13 protein-coding genes are annotated in these 18880 nt (G+C 59.7%); 3 read left to right on the forward strand and 10 right to left on the reverse strand.

Annotated features, from left to right (window positions below; translation table 11 throughout):
- Positions 1–11: 11 nt before the first annotated feature.
- Entirely contained in the window at positions 12–2324 is a 2313-nt protein-coding gene (gene metE, locus M5G18_RS04950) for a 5-methyltetrahydropteroyltriglutamate--homocysteine S-methyltransferase (RefSeq protein ID WP_273899162.1), read from the reverse strand.
- A 111-nt stretch (positions 2325–2435) separates the two neighbouring features.
- On the opposite strand from metE, the gene metR reads away from it, so the two are divergent.
- Complete coding sequence (gene metR / locus M5G18_RS04955) at positions 2436–3353, forward strand: transcriptional regulator MetR (RefSeq protein WP_273899160.1); 918 nt, start codon at positions 2436–2438, stop codon at positions 3351–3353.
- Here the strand turns inward: metR and M5G18_RS04960 are convergent.
- The 6 genes from M5G18_RS04960 to M5G18_RS04985 form a co-directional block, all read right to left on the reverse strand.
- Positions 3337–3867: a GNAT family N-acetyltransferase gene (locus tag M5G18_RS04960; RefSeq protein WP_179693877.1), complete on the reverse strand. Its 531-nt coding sequence runs from the start codon at positions 3865–3867 to the stop codon at positions 3337–3339. The two genes, metR and M5G18_RS04960, sit on opposite strands and share 17 nt — an antisense overlap.
- A gap of 2 nt (positions 3868–3869) precedes the next feature.
- The gene (locus M5G18_RS04965; protein WP_179693875.1) at positions 3870–4508 is read right to left on the reverse strand and encodes a LysE family translocator; all 639 of its coding nucleotides are present in this window, start codon (positions 4506–4508) and stop codon (positions 3870–3872) included.
- Between the two features lie 23 nt (positions 4509–4531).
- Complete coding sequence (locus M5G18_RS04970; protein ID WP_273899411.1) at positions 4532–4966, reverse strand: NUDIX hydrolase; 435 nt, start codon at positions 4964–4966, stop codon at positions 4532–4534.
- A 70-nt stretch (positions 4967–5036) separates the two neighbouring features.
- Positions 5037–7193 (reverse strand): hypothetical protein, encoded by a 2157-nt coding sequence (locus M5G18_RS04975; RefSeq protein WP_273899159.1) that lies wholly within the window; start codon positions 7191–7193, stop codon positions 5037–5039.
- 152 nt (positions 7194–7345) lie between these two features.
- Positions 7346–8671, reverse strand: coding sequence for an APC family permease (locus M5G18_RS04980; RefSeq protein WP_273899158.1), 1326 nt, complete (start codon positions 8669–8671; stop codon positions 7346–7348).
- Positions 8672–8935: 264 nt separating this feature from the next.
- The gene (locus M5G18_RS04985) at positions 8936–9757 is read right to left on the reverse strand and encodes a carbon-nitrogen hydrolase family protein (RefSeq protein ID WP_273899156.1); all 822 of its coding nucleotides are present in this window, start codon (positions 9755–9757) and stop codon (positions 8936–8938) included.
- Between the two features lie 125 nt (positions 9758–9882).
- Here M5G18_RS04985 and M5G18_RS04990 point away from each other — a divergent pair, with 125 nt between their 5' ends.
- Together M5G18_RS04990 and M5G18_RS04995 are read left to right on the forward strand one after the other, a co-directional pair.
- The gene (locus M5G18_RS04990) at positions 9883–10683 is read left to right on the forward strand and encodes a helix-turn-helix transcriptional regulator (RefSeq protein WP_011335770.1); all 801 of its coding nucleotides are present in this window, start codon (positions 9883–9885) and stop codon (positions 10681–10683) included.
- A 36-nt stretch (positions 10684–10719) separates the two neighbouring features.
- Entirely contained in the window at positions 10720–12339 is a 1620-nt protein-coding gene (locus M5G18_RS04995) for an FMN-binding glutamate synthase family protein (RefSeq protein WP_273899155.1), read from the forward strand.
- An 11-nt stretch (positions 12340–12350) separates the two neighbouring features.
- Here M5G18_RS04995 and M5G18_RS05000 read toward each other — a convergent pair whose 3' ends face one another.
- The 3 genes from M5G18_RS05000 to M5G18_RS05010 all read right to left on the reverse strand — a co-directional run bounded on the left by M5G18_RS05000 (position 12351) and on the right by M5G18_RS05010 (position 18833).
- A complete protein-coding gene (locus M5G18_RS05000) occupies positions 12351–13856 on the reverse strand; it encodes a glucosyltransferase domain-containing protein (protein ID WP_273899154.1) in 1506 nt (501 codons plus the stop codon).
- Between the two features lie 171 nt (positions 13857–14027).
- Positions 14028–15449, reverse strand: a complete 1422-nt coding sequence (locus tag M5G18_RS05005) for an amino acid permease (protein ID WP_115079077.1) — start codon at positions 15447–15449, stop codon at positions 14028–14030.
- A 300-nt stretch (positions 15450–15749) separates the two neighbouring features.
- Positions 15750–18833: a dermonecrotic toxin domain-containing protein gene (locus M5G18_RS05010; RefSeq protein WP_273899152.1), complete on the reverse strand. Its 3084-nt coding sequence runs from the start codon at positions 18831–18833 to the stop codon at positions 15750–15752.
- Positions 18834–18880: the final 47 nt, after the last annotated feature.

The raw sequence follows: 18880 nt of genomic DNA on the forward strand, positions 1-18880 counted from the left end.
CACTGTTTGCCTTACGCCAACTGACTGCGCAACTGTCGCGCCGCCGCCACCATATTCACCAGCGCTGCTTCGGTCTCAGGCCAGGCGCGGGTCTTCAGGCCGCAATCGGGGTTGACCCACAGGCGCTGCGCCGGGATGCGCTTCACGGCTTTGCTCATCAGTTTCACCATCTCGACGGTGTCCGGCACGCGCGGCGAGTGGATGTCGTAGACGCCCGGGCCGATGTCGTTCGGGTAGTCGAACGCTTCGAAGGCTTCCAGCAATTCCATGTCCGAGCGCGAGGTTTCGATGGTGATGACGTCGGCGTCCATGTCGGCGATCGCCTTGATCACGTCATTGAATTCGCTGTAGCACATGTGAGTGTGGATCTGGGTTTCATCCTTCACGCCCGAGGCTGTCAGACGGAACGCTTCCACCGCCCAGTCGAGGTATTCCTGCCATTGCTCACGGCGCAGCGGCAAGCCTTCGCGGAACGCCGCTTCGTCGATCTGCACGATCTTGATTCCGGCGTTTTCCAGATCGACCACTTCGTCACGCAGGGCCAGCGCCAGTTGTTGCGCCTGGACTTTGCGCGACACGTCTTCGCGCGGGAACGACCACATCAGCATGGTCACGGGACCTGTCAGCATGCCTTTCATGACCTTGTCGGTCAGGCTCTGGGCGTAGGTGATCCAGTCCACGGTCATGGCGTTCGGACGGCTGAGGTCACCATAAATCACCGCCGGTTTCACACAACGGGAACCGTAGCTCTGGACCCAGCCGAAGCGGGTGAACAGGTAACCGTCGAGCTGCTCGGCGAAGTACTCGACCATGTCGTTGCGCTCGGCTTCACCGTGCACCAGCACATCGAGACCCAGACGTTCCTGCACCTGTACCGCGTGGCGGATTTCGCTGCGCATGGCGTCGTGGTAATCGTTGGCCGACAGCTTGCCCTGCTTGAACGCCTGACGGGCCAGACGGATCGAACCGGTCTGCGGGAACGAACCGATCGTGGTGGTCGGGAACGTCGGCAACTTCAAACGCGACTGCTGCGCGGCGATGCGTTTGGCAAACGGCGAATGGCGCTGGCTGTCGCTGGCGTTGATCGCTTCAATCCGGGCCTGCACGGCGGCCTTGTGAATGCGCGGCGAGCGGGCGCGGCTCTCTTGAATAGCGCGGCTTTCGGCCAGCGCGCTTTGCACTTTCGGCGCTTGCGGGTCGTTCAGCGCATCACGCAAAACCGAGATTTCGCTGCACTTCTGCACGGCGAATGCCAGCCAGCTTTTCAGTTCCGGATCGAGCTTGTCTTCACGCTCGACATCTACCGGGCTGTGCAACAACGAGCAGGAACTGCTGACCCACAGGTTGTCGCCGAAACGCTCCTGGGCCGGTTGCAGTTGTGCCAGCGCCTGCTCCAGTTCGCAGCGCCAGACGTTGCGACCGTTGACCAGACCGACCGAAAGAATCTTGTAGGTCGGCAGGCGATCAAGTACCTGACCGAGCTGATCCGGCGCACGCACGGCATCGATGTGCAGGCCTTGCACCGGCAGGCCGACGGCCAGGCCGAGGTTGTCTTGCAGACCGCTGAAATAGGTCGCCACCAGTTTCTTCAGCGGCGAGTACTGAAGGATGTGATAGGCGCGTTCGAACGCGCTTTTCCAGGCTTGCGGCAGGTCGAGGGTGAGGATCGGCTCGTCGATCTGCACCCACTCCACGCCTTGTTCGGCGAGGCGACCGAGAATTTCGTTGTACACCGGCAGCAGACGTTCAAGCAGATCGAGCTTGTCGAAATCGTTGCCTTTCGCCTTGCCCAGCCACAGGTAAGTCAGCGGGCCGATGATCACCGGTTTGACGTTGTGACCGAGGGCTTTGGCTTCTTCGACTTCATCGAACAGCTGTTCCCAGCTCAGCTTGAATTGCTGGTTGGCGGTGAATTCCGGGACCAGGTAGTGGTAGTTGGTGTCGAACCACTTGGTCAGTTCCTGGGCGTATTGAGTCTTGCCGTGCTCACCGCCGCAGCAGGAAGACGTGGCGCCACGGGCCATGGCGAACAGGGTGTCGAGGGTCGGCAGGCCGCGCTCGTCACGCACACCGTCGAAGCGCTCGGGGATCACACCGAAGGTCAGCGAGTGGGTCAGCACCTGGTCGTACCAGGCGAAGTCGCCGACCGGCAGCAAATCGATGCCGGCGTCCTTCTGCAGTTGCCAGTGTTTGGCGCGCAGTTCGCGGCCGACCTGATTCAGAGCGGCCTGATCGAGATCGCCTTTCCAACAGGCTTCAAGGGCTTTTTTCAGTTCGCGGTCGGCGCCGATGCGCGGGAAACCAAGGGTGTGGGCCACGGCCATGTCGAGTGTTCTCCATTGCGTAAAAGATGGCGCCATTGTCGACAGCCAGGGCAACATGAGACAAACTCAACCTTTTCGTGTTGATCACAAATTTTCCTCATGGAGCCTGCGGTGCTTGAGATCCGTCACCTGAAAACCCTGCATGCCCTGCGCGAAGCCGACAGCCTGGTCGATGCAGCCGACCGCCTGCACCTGACCCAGTCGGCGCTGTCCCACCAGTTCAAGGAACTGGAAGAACGCATGGGCATGCCGTTGTTCGTGCGCAAGACCAAACCGGTGCGCTTCACCAGCGCCGGCCTGCGCCTGCTGCAACTGGCCGACGCGACCCTGCCGCTGCTGCGCGCCGCCGAACGCGACATCGGGCGTCTGGCCGGCGGCACCGCCGGGCGTTTGCACATGGCGATCGAATGCCACAGCTGCTTCCAATGGCTGATGCCAACCATCGACCAGTTCCGCGATGCGTGGCCGGAAGTCGAACTCGACCTCGCTTCGGGTTTCTCGTTTGCCCCGCTACCGGCGCTGGCCCGGGGTGATCTGGATCTGGTGGTGACGTCCGACCCGCTGGAAATCGCCGGCATCACTTATGTGCCGCTGTTCACCTACGAAGCCATGCTCGCAGTCGCCAACCAGCACGCGCTGGCAAGCAAACCGTTCATCGTTCCCGAAGACCTGTTGACCGAAACCCTGATCACCTACCCGGTCGAACGTGATCGACTGGACATCTTCACCCGCTTCCTCGAACCGGCCGACATCGAACCGGCGCAGGTACGCACCTCGGAGCTGACGGTGATGATGATGCAACTGGTGGCCAGCGGGCGTGGCGTGTGCGGCATGCCGCACTGGGCGCTGCATGAATACAGCTCGCGCGGTTACGTGAAGGCCAAGCGACTGGGCGAGAAAGGTCTGTTTGCCACGCTGTACGCGGCGATCCGCGCCGACATGCTGGACGCGCCGTACATGCGCGATTTCCTGCTGACGGCCAAGGACACCTCGTTCTCGACGCTGGATGGGGTCAGCGCGGTTCGTTGAGGCTGGCGGTTGGCACGAAAGGCGCGCACCACATGTGGATCTTGTCGAAGTAGTCCTCGCCGACCCGCACCGCCATCGGCTCCAGGCCAAACTGGATGAAGCCGCAGCGCTGGTACAGATGAAACGCCGCGTCGTTGCCGGCGGTGACGGTCAATTGAATGACTTTCAGCGCCGGATGCTGCTGCGCTTCACCCAGTACCGCCTCCATCAATTTCAGCCCCAACCCGCGCTGACGAAATTCAGCCGACACATACATGCCGAAGACCGTTGCCTTGTGCCGGGCCTTTTCCCGAGGCTCGAACGCCAGGCCGACGATGCCCGCCAAGCGGCCGTCTTCGAATGCGCCGAACACCGCGTCGAGCTTGCTGGTCAGGCGTGATTCCCACCAGCTCAGCGGCATAACCGCGCGCTCGCGCACGCTGGAGGTGAACGCCTGCGGATGCCGGTCATAGGCTTCCAGCATCAATTCGCGATAGGCCAGCGCATGACTGGCGTCCAGCCGTTCGATCCACATGTTCAGGCTGCCTTGCGCTGTTCAAGCATCAGCCGCACGGCCAGACCGCCCAGCACGAAGCCCATGAAATAACGTTGCGCTGCCAGCCAGGTCGGGTTGTTGACGAACCACGACGCGATGCCCGCCGCGAACAGCGCGATCAACAGGTTGACGCAGAAGCTGACGCTGATCTGGGTCAGGCCGAGGATGATGCTCTGGGTGAACACCGAGCCGTGCTCTGGCGAAATGAACTGCGGAAATACCGAGAGGTAAAACACAGCGATTTTCGGGTTCAGCGCGCTGGTGAGAAAACCCATGGTGACCAGTTTACGCGAGGAGTCCGCCGGCAATTGCTGCGCCTCGAACGGTGAGCGCGCACCGGGTTTCACCGCCTGCCAGGCCAGCCAGAGCAGGTACAGCGCACCGGCCCACTTCAACACTTCATAGGCCATCGGCACCGCGAGAAACACCGCGGTCAAACCGGCGGCCGCCGCGAACAGGTGCACGAAGAACCCCGCCACCACGCCGAGCAGCGAGGTCACCCCGGCGCGGCGTCCCTGGCAGATCGACCGCGAGATCAGGTAGATCATGTTCGGCCCCGGCGTCAGCACCATCAGCAGTGCGGCGGCGGCAAAAATCAGCAGGTCTTGAAGCGGGATCATGACGAAGTCCTTTGCACGAATGATCAGGCGATCGCGGTCAGCGAGGCTCGATAAAACGGCAGGATCAGGTCACGTGTCAATGGGGCGAGAACCACATCGCCGTCAGTGGCCGGGTCGATCCAGATCACCTCTTCGATCTCGGCAGCCGGAGACACTTTGGCGTCGATGGTCAGCTGAAAGATCTCGGCCTGCACGACGAATCCCGGCTCATTGGCGGCGGGTGCCGAGAACTGGCCGAGAAAGCTCGCCTGCGCCGGATCGATCACCAGCCCCAGCTCTTCCTCCAGCTCACGGGCCAGTGCATGCACCGGCAGTTCATGGGCCTCGATCTTGCCACCCGGCTGCATGAACGCCGTAGTGCCACGCTTGCGCACCAGCAGGGTCTGGCCGTCGGGGTTGAGCAGCAGCGCGGCGGCGATGCGGATGATGGAAGTCTTTTCAGAAGAAAGCATCGACATGAACGGAAAGCCTTTGACCAAAAAAACGGCAAGCATCACATGCTTGCCGTTTGTGAGCAAAGGCCAGGGTTTAAAGGTCTTTGCAACTCAGGTACTGCGCCTGTGGCAGGGTTTGAGAAAACCGGAGCCGACCGTCCGTGCTCTTGAGCACAGCCTGGAAAGACATGCTGGTATAGCCGTTGAATACGACCGTTACCGTCAGGTCATCCAGTGCAGAGTCGCCTGAAGGCTTTTTCGAAACGATCGTCTGGCTCATTTTCCAGCGTCTGAACAGTTCATTTACACCGCGCCCCTCTGTGACAGGCGTCAACGCAGTTGCAGAACGCTCACCTTCCGCTCGATTGGCGTTTTGTCTCACAGGTTTGGCATTGTCGGAATACAGTTGCTGCTTGAGATCCAGCGTACAACTGATCGCCCCCAATCGAGTCAGTGCGGATTTGTGGTTCACATCCGGCGTCGAGTCCAGCGAGTTGAAAACGACATCGAACGACGCTTGCGTGACAGGCAACTTCGTTTCCGCCGCCATTCGCGTCCATACGACAATCGGAGCAGCAAAACCGGGTGCGTTGATAACCACTGGAGGTCGATCTATGAAGTCATTCTTCAACGCAGGATCCAGAGGAATTCTTTCCGACTGAACCACAGCCTGAACGGAAGGCTGAACGTCCTGAGGCAAACGCCAAAGTGACAGAAAAGGCGAATGGGCCGCAGGCTCCGCGTCTTCCAGCCGCTCCAGATCCTCGCGCGACCAACTCAATCCGGCCAATGCGACTCCGCTACCTTCCTGCAAATGAATCAAAGACAGGGGATCATCGACCTCTTTGGCATCGACGACAAACCGTTGGGTATTACCCGCCTGCCCATCCGCCAGTGGCTGGCGAATCACCAGTAATCGATCTTCATATCCTTTAGCGTCGGGGTTATCAACGATCAGCCCTGACGCTGGATCCAGCTTCATTCCACGCACGAGAATCCAGGCATGCGTATCACGGCCCTGTGCGTCTTTCTCAAGAAGCAATTCGTTTTGCAAAAAACGATATCGATCCCTGATCCCGAGTTGAGCATTGAGCGTGTAGTCGTCAATGATTGGATCACCGGCAAGATCACTGCGCACCAGTTTGACCGTATGAACGCGACTCGAGGAATCAGAGGCTTTGAAACCGGCCCAGTGCGCCAGCGAAACGAGCATCGGTCGCCCGTCAACATTGGCCAGTCTGGCGATTGAGGAGCCCAGGTCAGGTGAACACTTCGCGGCAACCCAAGGCTGCGGGCAGGGTTTGAGAGAAAGAGAAATCTTGTTGTTTTCAAGTAAAGGGGAAAACTGCACCAGCCCTACTCGGGTATCGCTGAAAGAATTACGCGCCACGGCAATCATTGAAGACTGGCCGTTACCCAGCCATTCGGTGGTGGGCGCCGTAGCGATCAACTGCCCGGGATAGGGAGCCGGATCGCTTAGCACTTCCAACAAGCGTCGAGGGTCGCCGGGATCGACCCTCAACATTTTTGCTCGGACCGAGTTGCGAAGAAAGTGGTAGGCAATAACCCCCAGCTCACCCGAAGCGGCTTGCGCCTGATTGATGGCAAAGGCTCGGGCAACCACATAGTTGTCTGCTTTTTCAGGCATCGGGTCGTATTCGAAATACGTTGATTTGCCCGAGGCCCTGAAAGAGCCTGCGCCACCAAGAGAAACACCTAACAGCACCTTTTTCGCTTCAGTCTGGCAGTCGTCGTAGATCGGCTTCTCATTGCCGAGCGACTTGTTGATCTGGCGACACATACGAAATGCTGACGTCTGCAACGCGCGATCGCAGTCTGCCTGTGCATATCCGTAAGTGGCGTACCCATGGCGATAACACAGATCATGCATGACGCACGAAGGGCGAAAATGCAGACTGACGCTCGCAGTCTGCTCCGGTGTTTCAAAAAGACTTTTGCCAATTTCGGGAATCGAGCAGTTCAATCCGCGACCCCGCCCCCCAAGAATGGCCTGACTGATCGGGGACGACAGATATTGCTTGAAGGTCGGCGGTGCTTCTCGCTCAGGAGGGGGATCGAGATCGGGAAAGACTTTTTCCGCGACGTAATTCCCGATAGGTGCCGCGAACCAGCTGCAGCTTTGCACTAAAACGATAATGATCAAAAGAGCCAGCAAGAGCGCAACGCGCAGAGGCCGACGAAAGAGAGAGGCGACAAGTCCGCCCGAACCAGCCTGGTTTTTGGCAGTCATGGAAATGCTCCGAGTAAGTCAATCCCTCTGCCGCAACGACTTACCAGACTTCACACATGGCCATATGGCAGTACTTCAGAAACAGCGTAGATCAAAGATTCAAGAGGTGCTGCGGGCCGATCAACGGCCCGCCCCCATGAACCCGTCGTCCTTCAAGCCGCTTCCTGAAAATCCATCTCCGGCGGCTGGCGACGGAAGCCCCCGGTCAGCACCGCCAGGTACACCACGCCAATCGCCAGCCAGCTCAAACCCAGGTACACCGCCAGGTGATCGAGGCTGACCATCAGCCACAAGTCCGCCGCCAGGCCGATGAACGGGAAGATCAGGAACAGGACCAGCTCGCGCAGGCCTTTTTTCTCGCCGCCGATCCAGTAGTGAAAAATCACCGACAGATTGACCAGGCTGAACGCCAGGAACGCGCCGAAGTTGATGAAGGAGGTCGAGGTGGTCACGTCGAGTTTCAGCGCCAGCAAAGCCACCACTGCACACAGCAGGATGCTGTTGACCGGCGTACCGAAGCGCTCGTGCAAGGTGCCGAAAAACGACTTGGGCAGGACACCGTCGCGGCCCATCGCAAACAACAGCCGCGAACCGCTGGCCTGGGCGGACAGACCCGAGGCGAACTGACCGACGATCAGGCCGATCAGGAAGATCGACACGAACAGATCACCGCCGATGTTGCGCGCAATTTCGTAGGCCGCCGAGTCTACGCTGTCGAACTGGAACGACGGATGGGCGATCTGTACGAAGTACGAGACACCGACAAAAATCAGCCCGCCGATCAGGGTGATCAACATGATTGCCCGAGGGATGGTGCGACGTGGATCGCGGGTTTCTTCGGTGAGGGTGCTGACCGCATCGAAACCGAGGAACGAATAGCAGGCAATCGCGGCGCCACTCATGATCAGCGGCATCTGCATGTCGCCATTGAAGAACGGTTTGATCGACCACAGCGGCGTGCTGGCATCGCCGCCAACGTAATGCACGCACAGCGCGACGAAGGCGATCAGCACCAGGAACTGCACCAGCATCAGCAAGGCGTTGATGCCATTGGCCAGTTTCAGACCGATGATGTTGATCGCGCTGGTCATGCCGATGAACGCCAGCACCCAGATCCACTGCGGGATCGACGGGAACGCCGACGCCAGATACGCGGCACCGATCAGCCAGATCGCCATCGGCAGAAACAGATAATCGAGCAGCACCGCCCAACCGGCGATGAAGCCGAGTTTCGGGCTGATGGCCTTGCGCACGTAGCTGTAGGCCGAGCCGGCCACCGGGAACGCGGCGGCCATGCGGCCATAACTCATGGCGGTGAAAAACATCGCCACCAGCGCTGCCAGATACGCAGCGGGCACCATGCCGGCGGTGGACTGGGCGAGGATGCCGAACGTGCCGAGAACAATGATCGGCGTCATGTAGGCGATGCCGAACAGCACCACCGACCCTAGCGAAAGGGTGCGTTGCAAACGAGCCATGGGCGACTTACTCCGGATTTTATTGGATTTATGGCAGAGGCCGAGTTCGGCGAGTGTTTTGGGTGTTGCTTGTTTTTTTGTTCGACTGGAGATCCTTACCCTCTCACCCCAACCCTCTCCCCCAAGGGGGCGAGGGGGAAGGGAGCTGATCTCCATGAGTTTCAGATCCTGAGTTCGACTGGGTATTTCAGGTCGGCGTAACTTGAATGAGCGACCCGGTCAGTCCCCTCTCCCCCCGGGAGAGGGTTAGGGTGAGGGCAGCGGTCAACGGGCAGGAATCAAAAGCTCCCGAACACCACCATCCCGCTCCACCACCTCCCCTGGCAACCTCAACCGCTGATCATCCAGATACCGATAATCCTTGCGCGCCAGTTCCAGCTGAGCGAAATCCAGCTCGACACTGAACCGCCCTTCCTCACGCCCGGCCTCGAACAGCACCGTGCCCAGCGGATCCACCAGCGCACTGCCGCCGGCAAACATCAACCCGTCATCCCCGGCTTCCACGCGATTGACCATCAGCGCAAACGCCTGGTTTTCCTGGGCCCGGGCCATGATCGCGGTGCGGTGGGTCGGGCCGTACGGGTCCATGTTGCCGTTGGTCACGATCAACAACTCCGCACCCAGTTGCGCCAAAGCACGGGCCGATTCCGGAAACTCGATGTCGTAGCAGATCAGCAGACCGACCCGCACGCCGTTCCACAGGCACGTGGCGTAACGGTCACCGGCCTCGAACACACCGCGATCCGAAGCCCAGAGGTGGGTCTTGCGGTATTTCAGGGCGATGCCTTCTGGGGTAATCAGCAGCGTGGTGTTGTAGAAGCGGCCGTTGTCGTTCTCGGCCATGCCGATCACCACGGCGAGGTTGCGTTCGCGGGCGGCGGCCTGCACGGCGCTGACGGTGGGGCCGTCTACCGGCTCGGCGATCTGCGCCACGGTGTCGGCGGTCGGGAAGCCCATCAGGTGGGTCTCGGGGAACACGATCAGTTGCGTGTCGGCCGGGCATGCAGCGATTGCCGCCAGAGCACGTTCGAGGTTGTACGCCGTGTCTTTGTCACGGCCCGCCAGTTGGGCGAGTTCGACTTTCATGGGTAGTCCTTGTTATGAGCGCCGGGCGCCGAAAGATTGCCCGGCGGCTGTCTGTGGGCCAGTATGCTTCGCATTCGACCGGCCAGGGAATTACGCGGCCGGGGTAACCCGATAGGGGTAGAGGCATGACTCTTTCGTTTGACGACATCACCTGGCACCGCGCCGTCGGGCAGTTGATCGACGCCCTCGACAAGCCGAATTTCTGGGCGCAACTGGTGCGTCTGCTCGACCAGTACGTGCCGTTCGATAGCTGGGTGGCGCTGCTGTTCAGCGCCGACCGCCACCCGCAGGTGTTCGCCGAATGCCCCGGCGCGGACGGCAGTCCCGACCAACTGTTCCAGGATTATCTGCGCGGCCTGTACCTGCTCGACCCGTTCTACATCGCCTGCCGCGAGCAGTCGCGCACCGGTTTGTATCGCCTGTCGGAGGTCGCGCCGGAGCACTTCGAGCTGACCGAGTATTACCAGCGATACTTTCGTCTGAATGTGGTGGCCGACGAAATCCAGTTCAATTGCCAGCTCGAAGGCGACCGCACGCTGTGCCTGTCGCTGGGCAGCCAGCAACGCTTCACCGGCGAGCAGATTGCCCTGCTGTCGCTGATCCAGCCGTGGGTCCTCGGCCTGTTGCGCCAGCGCCTGCCCTATGAAATCAACGAAACCGTGGCCCTCGCCCCGGCGCCTGCGCAACCGGACTGGCGGGTGCAGCTCGAAGCGTCTGTGCAGCAACTCAAGGGCGCGCAACTGACCGCCCGGGAACTGGACGTCGGGCGCCTGATGCTCAGCGGTTGCTCCAGTAAAGAAATCGCCCGTAAGCTGGAAATCTCTGTTGAAACCGTGAAAGTCCATAAGAAACACATGTACAGCAAGCTGGGGATCAAATCCCAGTCGGAGCTGTTTTCGATCTTTCTGCAGGCGCAGAACGCCTGACTGCCGCAAAAAAACCGTCCGAACCAAGGAAACCGTATGAGCCTGTCACTCCTGAGCCGCTACGCCTTCTTTGCCGTCTGCGTGATTTTCACCCTCGCCAGCCTGCCCTTTCTCGAACACGACTGGCTGTGGCCGATCACCGCCGTCACCGGCGTATTGAGTCTGATCGGTGTGTTCGACCTGATGCAGAGCCCGCACGCGGTGCGCCGCAATTATCCGATCCTGGGCAACATCCGTTATCTGGTCGAGGGTATCCGCCCCGAAATCCGCCAGTACCTGCTGGAATCCGACAGCGACGCCCTGCCCTTCTCCCGCGCCCAGCGTTCGCTGGTGTACTCGCGGGCCAAGAATGAAACCGCAGACAAGCCGTTCGGCACCCTGATCGACTTGTATCAATCCGGTTTCGAATTCATCGGCCACTCGATGCGCCCGGCGCCGTTGAGTGATCCGAACAGCTTTCGCGTCACGGTCGGTGGCCCGCAATGCTCCCAGCCGTACTCGGCGTCGGTGTTCAACATCTCGGCCATGAGCTTCGGCTCCCTCAGCGCCAACGCAATCCGCGCGCTGAACCAGGGTGCGAAACTCGGCAACTTCGCCCACGACACCGGTGAAGGCAGCATCAGCCCCTATCACCGTGAACACGGCGGCGATCTGACCTGGGAACTGGGCAGCGGCTACTTCGGCTGCCGCACCAGCGACGGCCGTTTCGACCCGGAACGCTTCGCCGCCCAAGCGCAGACCCCGCAAGTACGGATGATCGAAATCAAGATGAGCCAGGGCGCCAAACCCGGCCATGGCGGGATTCTGCCAAAGCACAAGGTGACCCAGGAAATTGCCGACACCCGCGGCATCCTGATGGGCGAAGACTGCATCTCGCCGTCGCGACACAGCGCGTTCTCCACGCCGATCGAGATGATGCATTTCATCCAGCAGCTGCGTGAACTGTCCGGCGGCAAACCGGTGGGCTTCAAGTTCTGCCTCGGTCACCCGTGGGAGTTCATGGGCATCGCCAAGGCCATGCTGGAAACCGGCATCCTGCCGGACTTCATCGTGGTCGACGGCAAGGAAGGCGGCACCGGCGCCGCGCCGGTGGAATTCACCGACCACATCGGCGTGCCGATGCGCGAAGGTCTGTTGTTCGTGCACAACACCCTGGTCGGCCTGAATCTGCGGGACAAGATCAAGCTCGGCGCCAGCGGCAAGATCGTCAGTGCGTTCGACATCGCCAGCGTGCTGGCCATCGGTGCTGACTGGGCCAACTCGGCGCGTGGTTTCATGTTCGCCATCGGCTGTATCCAGTCGCAAAGCTGCCACACCAATAAATGCCCGACCGGCGTCGCCACCCAGGACACCCTGCGCCAGCGCGCACTAGTGGTGCCGGACAAGGCCCAGCGGGTCTACAACTTCCACCGCAATACGCTCAAGGCGCTGGCGGAAATGCTCGCCGCCGCCGGCCTCGATCATCCGTCGCAACTGTCGGCCAAGCATCTGGTGCGGCGCATGTCAGCGACCGAAATCAAACTGTTCTCGCAGCTGCACGTGTTCCTGAAGCCAGGGGAATTGCTCACCGGGGAAGTGAACGGCGAGTTCTATTCGCGGATGTGGCAGATGGCGCGGGCGGACAGTTTCGAGCCGCAGGAAATCGCGGCGGCCTAGACTCTGAACGGTCACCATTGCAGCAAGCGACCGTGGGGCGGCTCCTTCATCACGATGAATCCGTAATCACCGATCAGGTAGAGACGGTAATAGAGGCTGTCCACCAAGGGTGGATAGCCCATCAGACCGACGTGGGTCGCGTTGCGCCGTTCGCGCTCGGCGACCACGTTGGTGATGCCGGCCGAGGGCAGATTTTCGGCGAGCATGAAATAGTCGACGTTCAGCAGATAGTGCAGCACCGGCAACTGTTTGAACGTACCCACCGCCCCCGCCAGCCAGCGGTCGGAGTACGTCACCGAGATATAAATCCGTTTGGCTTCGCGCAGTTCGCGACGGGATGAAATGTCGTGGCTCAGGCTGTAGAGCGCACTGCTGGCGAAGGTTTTCTCCATCGTCAGCACCCGGCCATAAGCGAAAGACAGCGACAGCGTGGCCAGAAGCGGAATCGCCAACACCAGAGGCAACCGTTGATGCAGCGGCATCAACCCCAGCCAGGCCAGATAGAACAGCAACATCAACAGCACGCCGAACCCCATCAGGGTCCTCGCGCCCTCGTTGAAGTCGCGAAACAACAGCGTCATGCCCGGCACCAGCAGCACGATCAGCAGCAGTGCCAGCAAGCAGCTGAAGCTCAGGAACAAGCCCCTGGCGCGCGACAATTTGCGCTCGCCAATCTGCCGCCCCAATTGCACGCCGCCGAACACGGCGCACAGCACCAGCACAATAAAAATCGCCGTGTAGCCGCCGTGAAACAGCAGCGCAACTTTCTCTATCACCCGACCGATATTGATGCCGATCTGCAGCAACGGATCAGCACTCATGTTCAGCAATTGCGTGCGTCCGTGGTCAGTGAACGGATAGGCCGTGACGCTGTAGATCATCACGGTCAGCAGCAGTTGCGCCAACCGCCAGCCCGACCGGTGCCAGAGTTCATCCCAAGGCACTCGCCGATGAACGTTGCGCAGCAATTCCAGGCAGCACAGCCCGAGAAACACATTGAGGCTGATCTGATACAGCCCGATCGCCAGCGCCAGCAACGCCGACGGCACCAGCCAGCGCTGAATGCGTGAAGCGCCGCAAAACGTGATCGCGTAAATCACCGCGACCAGACTCAACGCCATACCCGGCCCGTCGTATTGATAGGACAGGTTCTGCAACAGGAACGGGTTGTACCAGAGCGGCAATGGCACCAGACAACAGGCCAGGGTCGGTTCGGGGAAATAGTGAAAGGTCAGCCGGGTCAACGCGAACGATATGGCCACCGTGGCGAGTAACAGCGGCAGTGGAAAAACGTTCGGCGCAGCGCCGGTGAAAGTCAGCGCCTGATACAGCCAGTCCATGAACAACCGCCCCTGCCCGGCCCAGGCGTTGCCGGCGGCCAGGGTGCGCCAGTTGTCGTCGATGTAGGGGAAGTCGGAGAGGATCAGCGGCAGGATGTACAGCAGCGTGGCGAGCAGGAAGAACAGCACGACCTGACGGCGGCCGAGTTCTCGTACGAGAAAATCGCGGATCCTCATACCTGCGCCTCTGTTCACGGCTGCGCTGGAAACAACGTAGATAAACCTTCGAACATGACTCTGGATCAGAAGTCGTTTTTTGCGGCGCTTTCAGACCAGCGGCATCAACCTCGCACCCACGAAAAAGCCCCGGACTTTCGACCGGGGCTTTCGAGTTTCAGCGACAACGAATTACGAAGCCGAACGCACCGCGCCCTGGGACGCATCACTTGGTTGCAGCTTGAACACGTAGAACAAAACGGTCAGCAGCACCAGGAACGCCGGGCCTACATACAGCGCCACGCGAGTGTCCGGGAAGTACGCCATCAGGCCGACCACCAGCACCAGGAACGCCAACGCCAGATACGAGCTGACCGGGAACAGCCACATCTTGTACTTCAGGCCGGCCCGTTCGCTGGCGCTCAGGCCTTTGCGGAATTTCAGCTGGGCCAGCAGAATCATCACCCAGGTCCAGATCGCGCCGAAGGTGGCAATCGAGGTCACCCAGACGAAGACTTTTTCCGGCACCAGATAGTTGAGCAGCACGCCCAGCAGCAGCGCGAAGATCGACAGCAGCAATGCGCGACGCGGTACACCGTTGCTCGAGGTGCGAGCAAAACCGGCCGGTGCCTGGCCATTCTGCGCCAGGCTGTAAAGCATGCGCCCGGTGCTGAAGATGCCGCCGTTGCACGACGACAGCGCTGCAGTGATCACCACGAAGTTGATGATGCCGGCGGCGGTCTTGATGCCCAGACGTTCAAAGGTCATCACGAACGGGCTGCCCTGGGTGCCGATTTCATTCCACGGGTAGATCGACAGGATCACGAACAGCGCGCCGACGTAGAACAGCAGGATCCGCCAGAACACCGAGCCGATCGCATTCGGGATGGTCTTCTGCGGGTTCTTCGCTTCACCGGCGGTCAGGCCGATCATTTCCACGCCGAGGTAGGCGAACATCACCATTTGCAGGGACATCAACACGCCTGTCACGCCGTTGGGCATGAAGCCGCCGTGGGCCCACAGGTTGGAAATCCCCAACGCCACGCCGTCGTTGCCGAAACCGAAGGCAATGATGCCGATGCCGCCGAGCACCATGGCGATGATGGTGACGATCTTGATCAGCGCGAACCAGAATTCGAATTCACCGAAGGCCTTGACCGCGATCAGGTTGATCGAGCCCATGCTGACCAGCGCCGCCAACGCCCAGATCCAGCGCGGGACATCGGGGAACCAGATGCCCATGTACACCGCCACCGCCGTGATTTCGGCGACGCAGGTCACCAGCCACAGGAACCAGTAGTTCCAGCCGGTGAGAAAGCCCGCCAGCGGGCCGAGGTAATCCTGTGCGTAACGGCTGAAGGAGCCGGCGACCGGGTTGTGTACGGCCATTTCGCCGAGGGCGCGCATGATCACCAGGATCGCCAGACCGCCGATGATGTAAGACAGCATGATCGCCGGGCCGGCCATTTCGATGGCCTTGGCCGAACCGAGAAACAGACCGACACCGATGCAGGCGCCGAGCGCCATCAGGCGAATATGCCGTTCACCGAGTTCGCGTTTGAGCGGGCCGCCTTGAGCGGTTTCGCCATGGGGCGGGTGATTGCCGACTGGCATGGGGGACTTCCTCGTCTTGTTATTGGATGTGACCACCGAGTGTTCGAGCGTCGGCCGATAAGCCTGCGCCTGGGTAAAACCGGCCCTGCTTCGTGGGCAGGACCGTCCCGCAGAAGCAACCTGCGGGATCAGCGGGGCGTGCAGTATAAAAAGCTTGCGACAGGTTTTTTCACTCTATAAGGCATCTGATTCAGACGTAAACCTCGTCAAATACAAGGTTTACGAGACAAACCATCCTGCATTTCGAGGATTATTCACCGCACAAATGGGCGCCGAGTATTGCACAGCAATGGTGCAACGTCACAGGCCGGCCGGTGCGACAAACCTTTCGACAGTCGTCACTGGCCGGGTCTCGACCTTCCAGACTTTCGTCCGGCTAAAGACTCGTGCCAGCGTATCGGGGCGGGAAAACCAGCCCGGTTTCTCCGTCGAATAGCGGGCAATGGCGGTCGCACCCTGATTGGATTGATAGTGCAGTTTCCAGACTCGAGCCGTTCGGTCGTATCTCATGAAGGCAAAGCCCGTCAGCACCGAGTCGGGATTGCCGTTCTGGTCCAGACGGAGTCCGTAGTCCGGATACTCCATGGCGGCACTCAGTCCCCATCCATGTTCCTCCCGGGCCAGATCATTGTATTGAGCAGCTTCCTTGCCGCCCTCGACATGCCGGACCCGAAGCAGGTTTTCATCCATCTGATCCACTACCAGAGAGCAACCGCTGAAACCAGGCGTGAAGACATGATCCGGCTGCGCCCATTCAGGGTGGACGGGGATATCGACGTAGCCTCCCTGCGGCGACCAGTACGCGGAAATCGCATTCGCCTGTTCGGGGAGGTCGCCCGCCTCAAGGTCGATGACTTTGAGCGCATTGAACTGCCCTTCCACGGCACCGGAATACTTCATGCGCTGCATGGTAAACAGGAAGCTGCCCCCACCCTTTCGCATGTCGAGCTGCGACGCGATCCCCTGCGACAACCCCGTCTTGCTACCTTCCATCAAGTCGGTGGCGATGGGCAGCAGGCCCAACTCGGGCATATCGAGTGCCTGGTGAATGCTGGTTGGCTCGATGGAAAAGGGAAGCTCATGCATATCCCCCCAATCAAACGGCACGTGCCTCACGTCGGACCTGGGCACCACTTCGAGTTCCGGCTCCCACAAACCGTTGGGCAGTCGCTTGCGCACAAAAGCAGGTCTGTCAGCCAGAGAGTTTCCGGGCCTGGCACCTCCTCTCAACGCCAGAGGTTGCCATTGGTCGGGCGCTACTTCCCGCACGCGCAGCTCCGTCGCCCGATTACTCTGCGGATCAACAATGTTGACGTCCAGGATCTCGGCGTTGAGATTGAACGAATCACGGATCCGATACACCGAGACGACACCGGCATCGTCGATGTTACGGATGTAACACCACTGGCTGTCGATACTGCGGTAGATGCCTCTGGATGGTTTCAAGCCGAGAATCAACGCCTCATCAACGGCATAGCGGCCAATAATGGCGTTGTCGATACCCTCCCCCTTGATAGGTGCGATCTTCAGTGGATGGGGCGTCGGCCGCTCCAGGGTGTGGTACCAGCCGTCGGGGTTTTCCGCGAGTACCGGCTGATACGCTTCCGGATTCGTCGGATGAACGATTCGCCAGGTGTCGGTCAACGGATCGAAGCGTTTTTCGAATGCGTTCCCGTCAAAGCGCACATACCACTTATTGCCGATCCGGTACTGCTCGCGGAAATTGGGTTCGACATCTTTGAGTGACACTCTGGAACGATAGGCGCTGAGATCGGGTTTCCAGAGACGTTTCTGCCCACTGGCCAGTTCGATCGGGGTGAACTCGGCAGAAGCGACACCTGCCAGCGGCAGCAATGCGGCGCCGACAGCGAGGTTGCCCAGCACATCGTTGATGTGTTGCCAGCCAGCTTCCTTATCCCCGATGCTCAATTCATCCAGCCCTTCGAGCACTTCGTACATCATTTGTAGAGCATTGACCCCTAACATCACTGCCCCGAGGGGAGGCACGGCGAGGGAAAAAACATTCAACGCCATCAGCCCGAACTGGACCAGCATCGTGATCGTTACGTGACGTGCATTGGCATCGACGTCCGCAGTAGGTACGGCCTGGTGACGCGCATCGCGCAGGATCCGTTGCCTGAATTGCTGATGGAGCATCGTCCAGAGATCAAATCGCTGTTCCCAGAGCTCTCCCGACGGATCCAGAACCGTGAACTGCAGTAAAAAATCCGGAGCCGCTTTTTGTCGACGCTCAATGTAGTGAATACCTCGCTGGCGCTCCAGGAAAGGGGTCGGCACCTCTTCGGTAAAGCTCCCAAGGAATCTCGCCCGATCCTCATACCGGGTGAAACGGCTGAAGAACTGTTGGTAAGGCGTCGGTGCATCAGCGGTGGCGCCCTTTGTAAATTGTTGGATCAGCCGTGCCTTGAATGCCTCGATCGAGGAATAGTGCTTCACGGGATGGTCGGGATCATCGGGAATGTAGACGATGAAATCGCGCTGAATCTCGCTACCGAGCGTTGACGCCAGATCGTCCCAGACGGAATTGCTGTCCGCGTCGGCTATTTCAAGAACGAGACAGCTGTGCAGGGGCATCTCCATGAAACTCAAACCTCGGTACCACACCGGTCTGCCATCCATGTGCACCGATCTGTCACCGTTCACGACGGCCATGATTGCCTGGTGATGCCTTTCCTCGATATCACCTTTGCGCCAGGCAATCAGGCTGGCCGCTTTCAGCGCCGCTTTGTGATAACCGATAAAGGCGTCGCTCAACCGGCCTTGGGCGGCCGGGTCATCCCAGTTCAATTGGCTTTTGATGTGTTGCTGATAGTGTGTTCCGAGGTCCAGCTCCCGACACAGCGTGACAAACTTGCTGACATCAAACGGGACTCTTTCATACCTGCCTCTGGCAACTTCCTCAGAGCATTCGATACTTCGGAATTCATCCTCATCGCTGAAATTCTGAAGAGCCGCCTGAATCAAAGTGGCACCGTGGTGGTCACCGTACACGGACCAGTCCAGACTCTTTTCAAAATCGAATTCCAAAGAAAATACTTCATTGAATTTGTTCTTCAGTAAAGCGCTGGAAAACGCGTGGGCAGATTTCACCCCCGCCATCTCCCGACTCAAGACCGTATGCGCCGCCAGGCTCTGCTCAACCAGCCCCCGTATCTCGGCACGTTGCTGCGCAGAGGTCTTGACCAGCCAGTCCGGCGTTGAAGGCGTAAAACTTTTCAACATGCTCCGATTGGACTCAGACATATCAAGAAGTGCGGGAGATGCCGCTGACTTCACGATTTCATAATGCTCGTCAAACCGATTGGTTTGTTGGCCAAACGCTGTTGGTGCATATCGCACAGCGGACGAAAATTTATTAAACATGATTCGACTCCATTTCCTGTAAAAGAACTGAAATTAGGAACTGCAGC

Origin of the sequence: Pseudomonas aphyarum, assembly GCF_028657055.1 — a bacterium.
Classification (GTDB): Bacteria; Pseudomonadota; Gammaproteobacteria; order Pseudomonadales; family Pseudomonadaceae; genus Aquipseudomonas; species Aquipseudomonas aphyarum.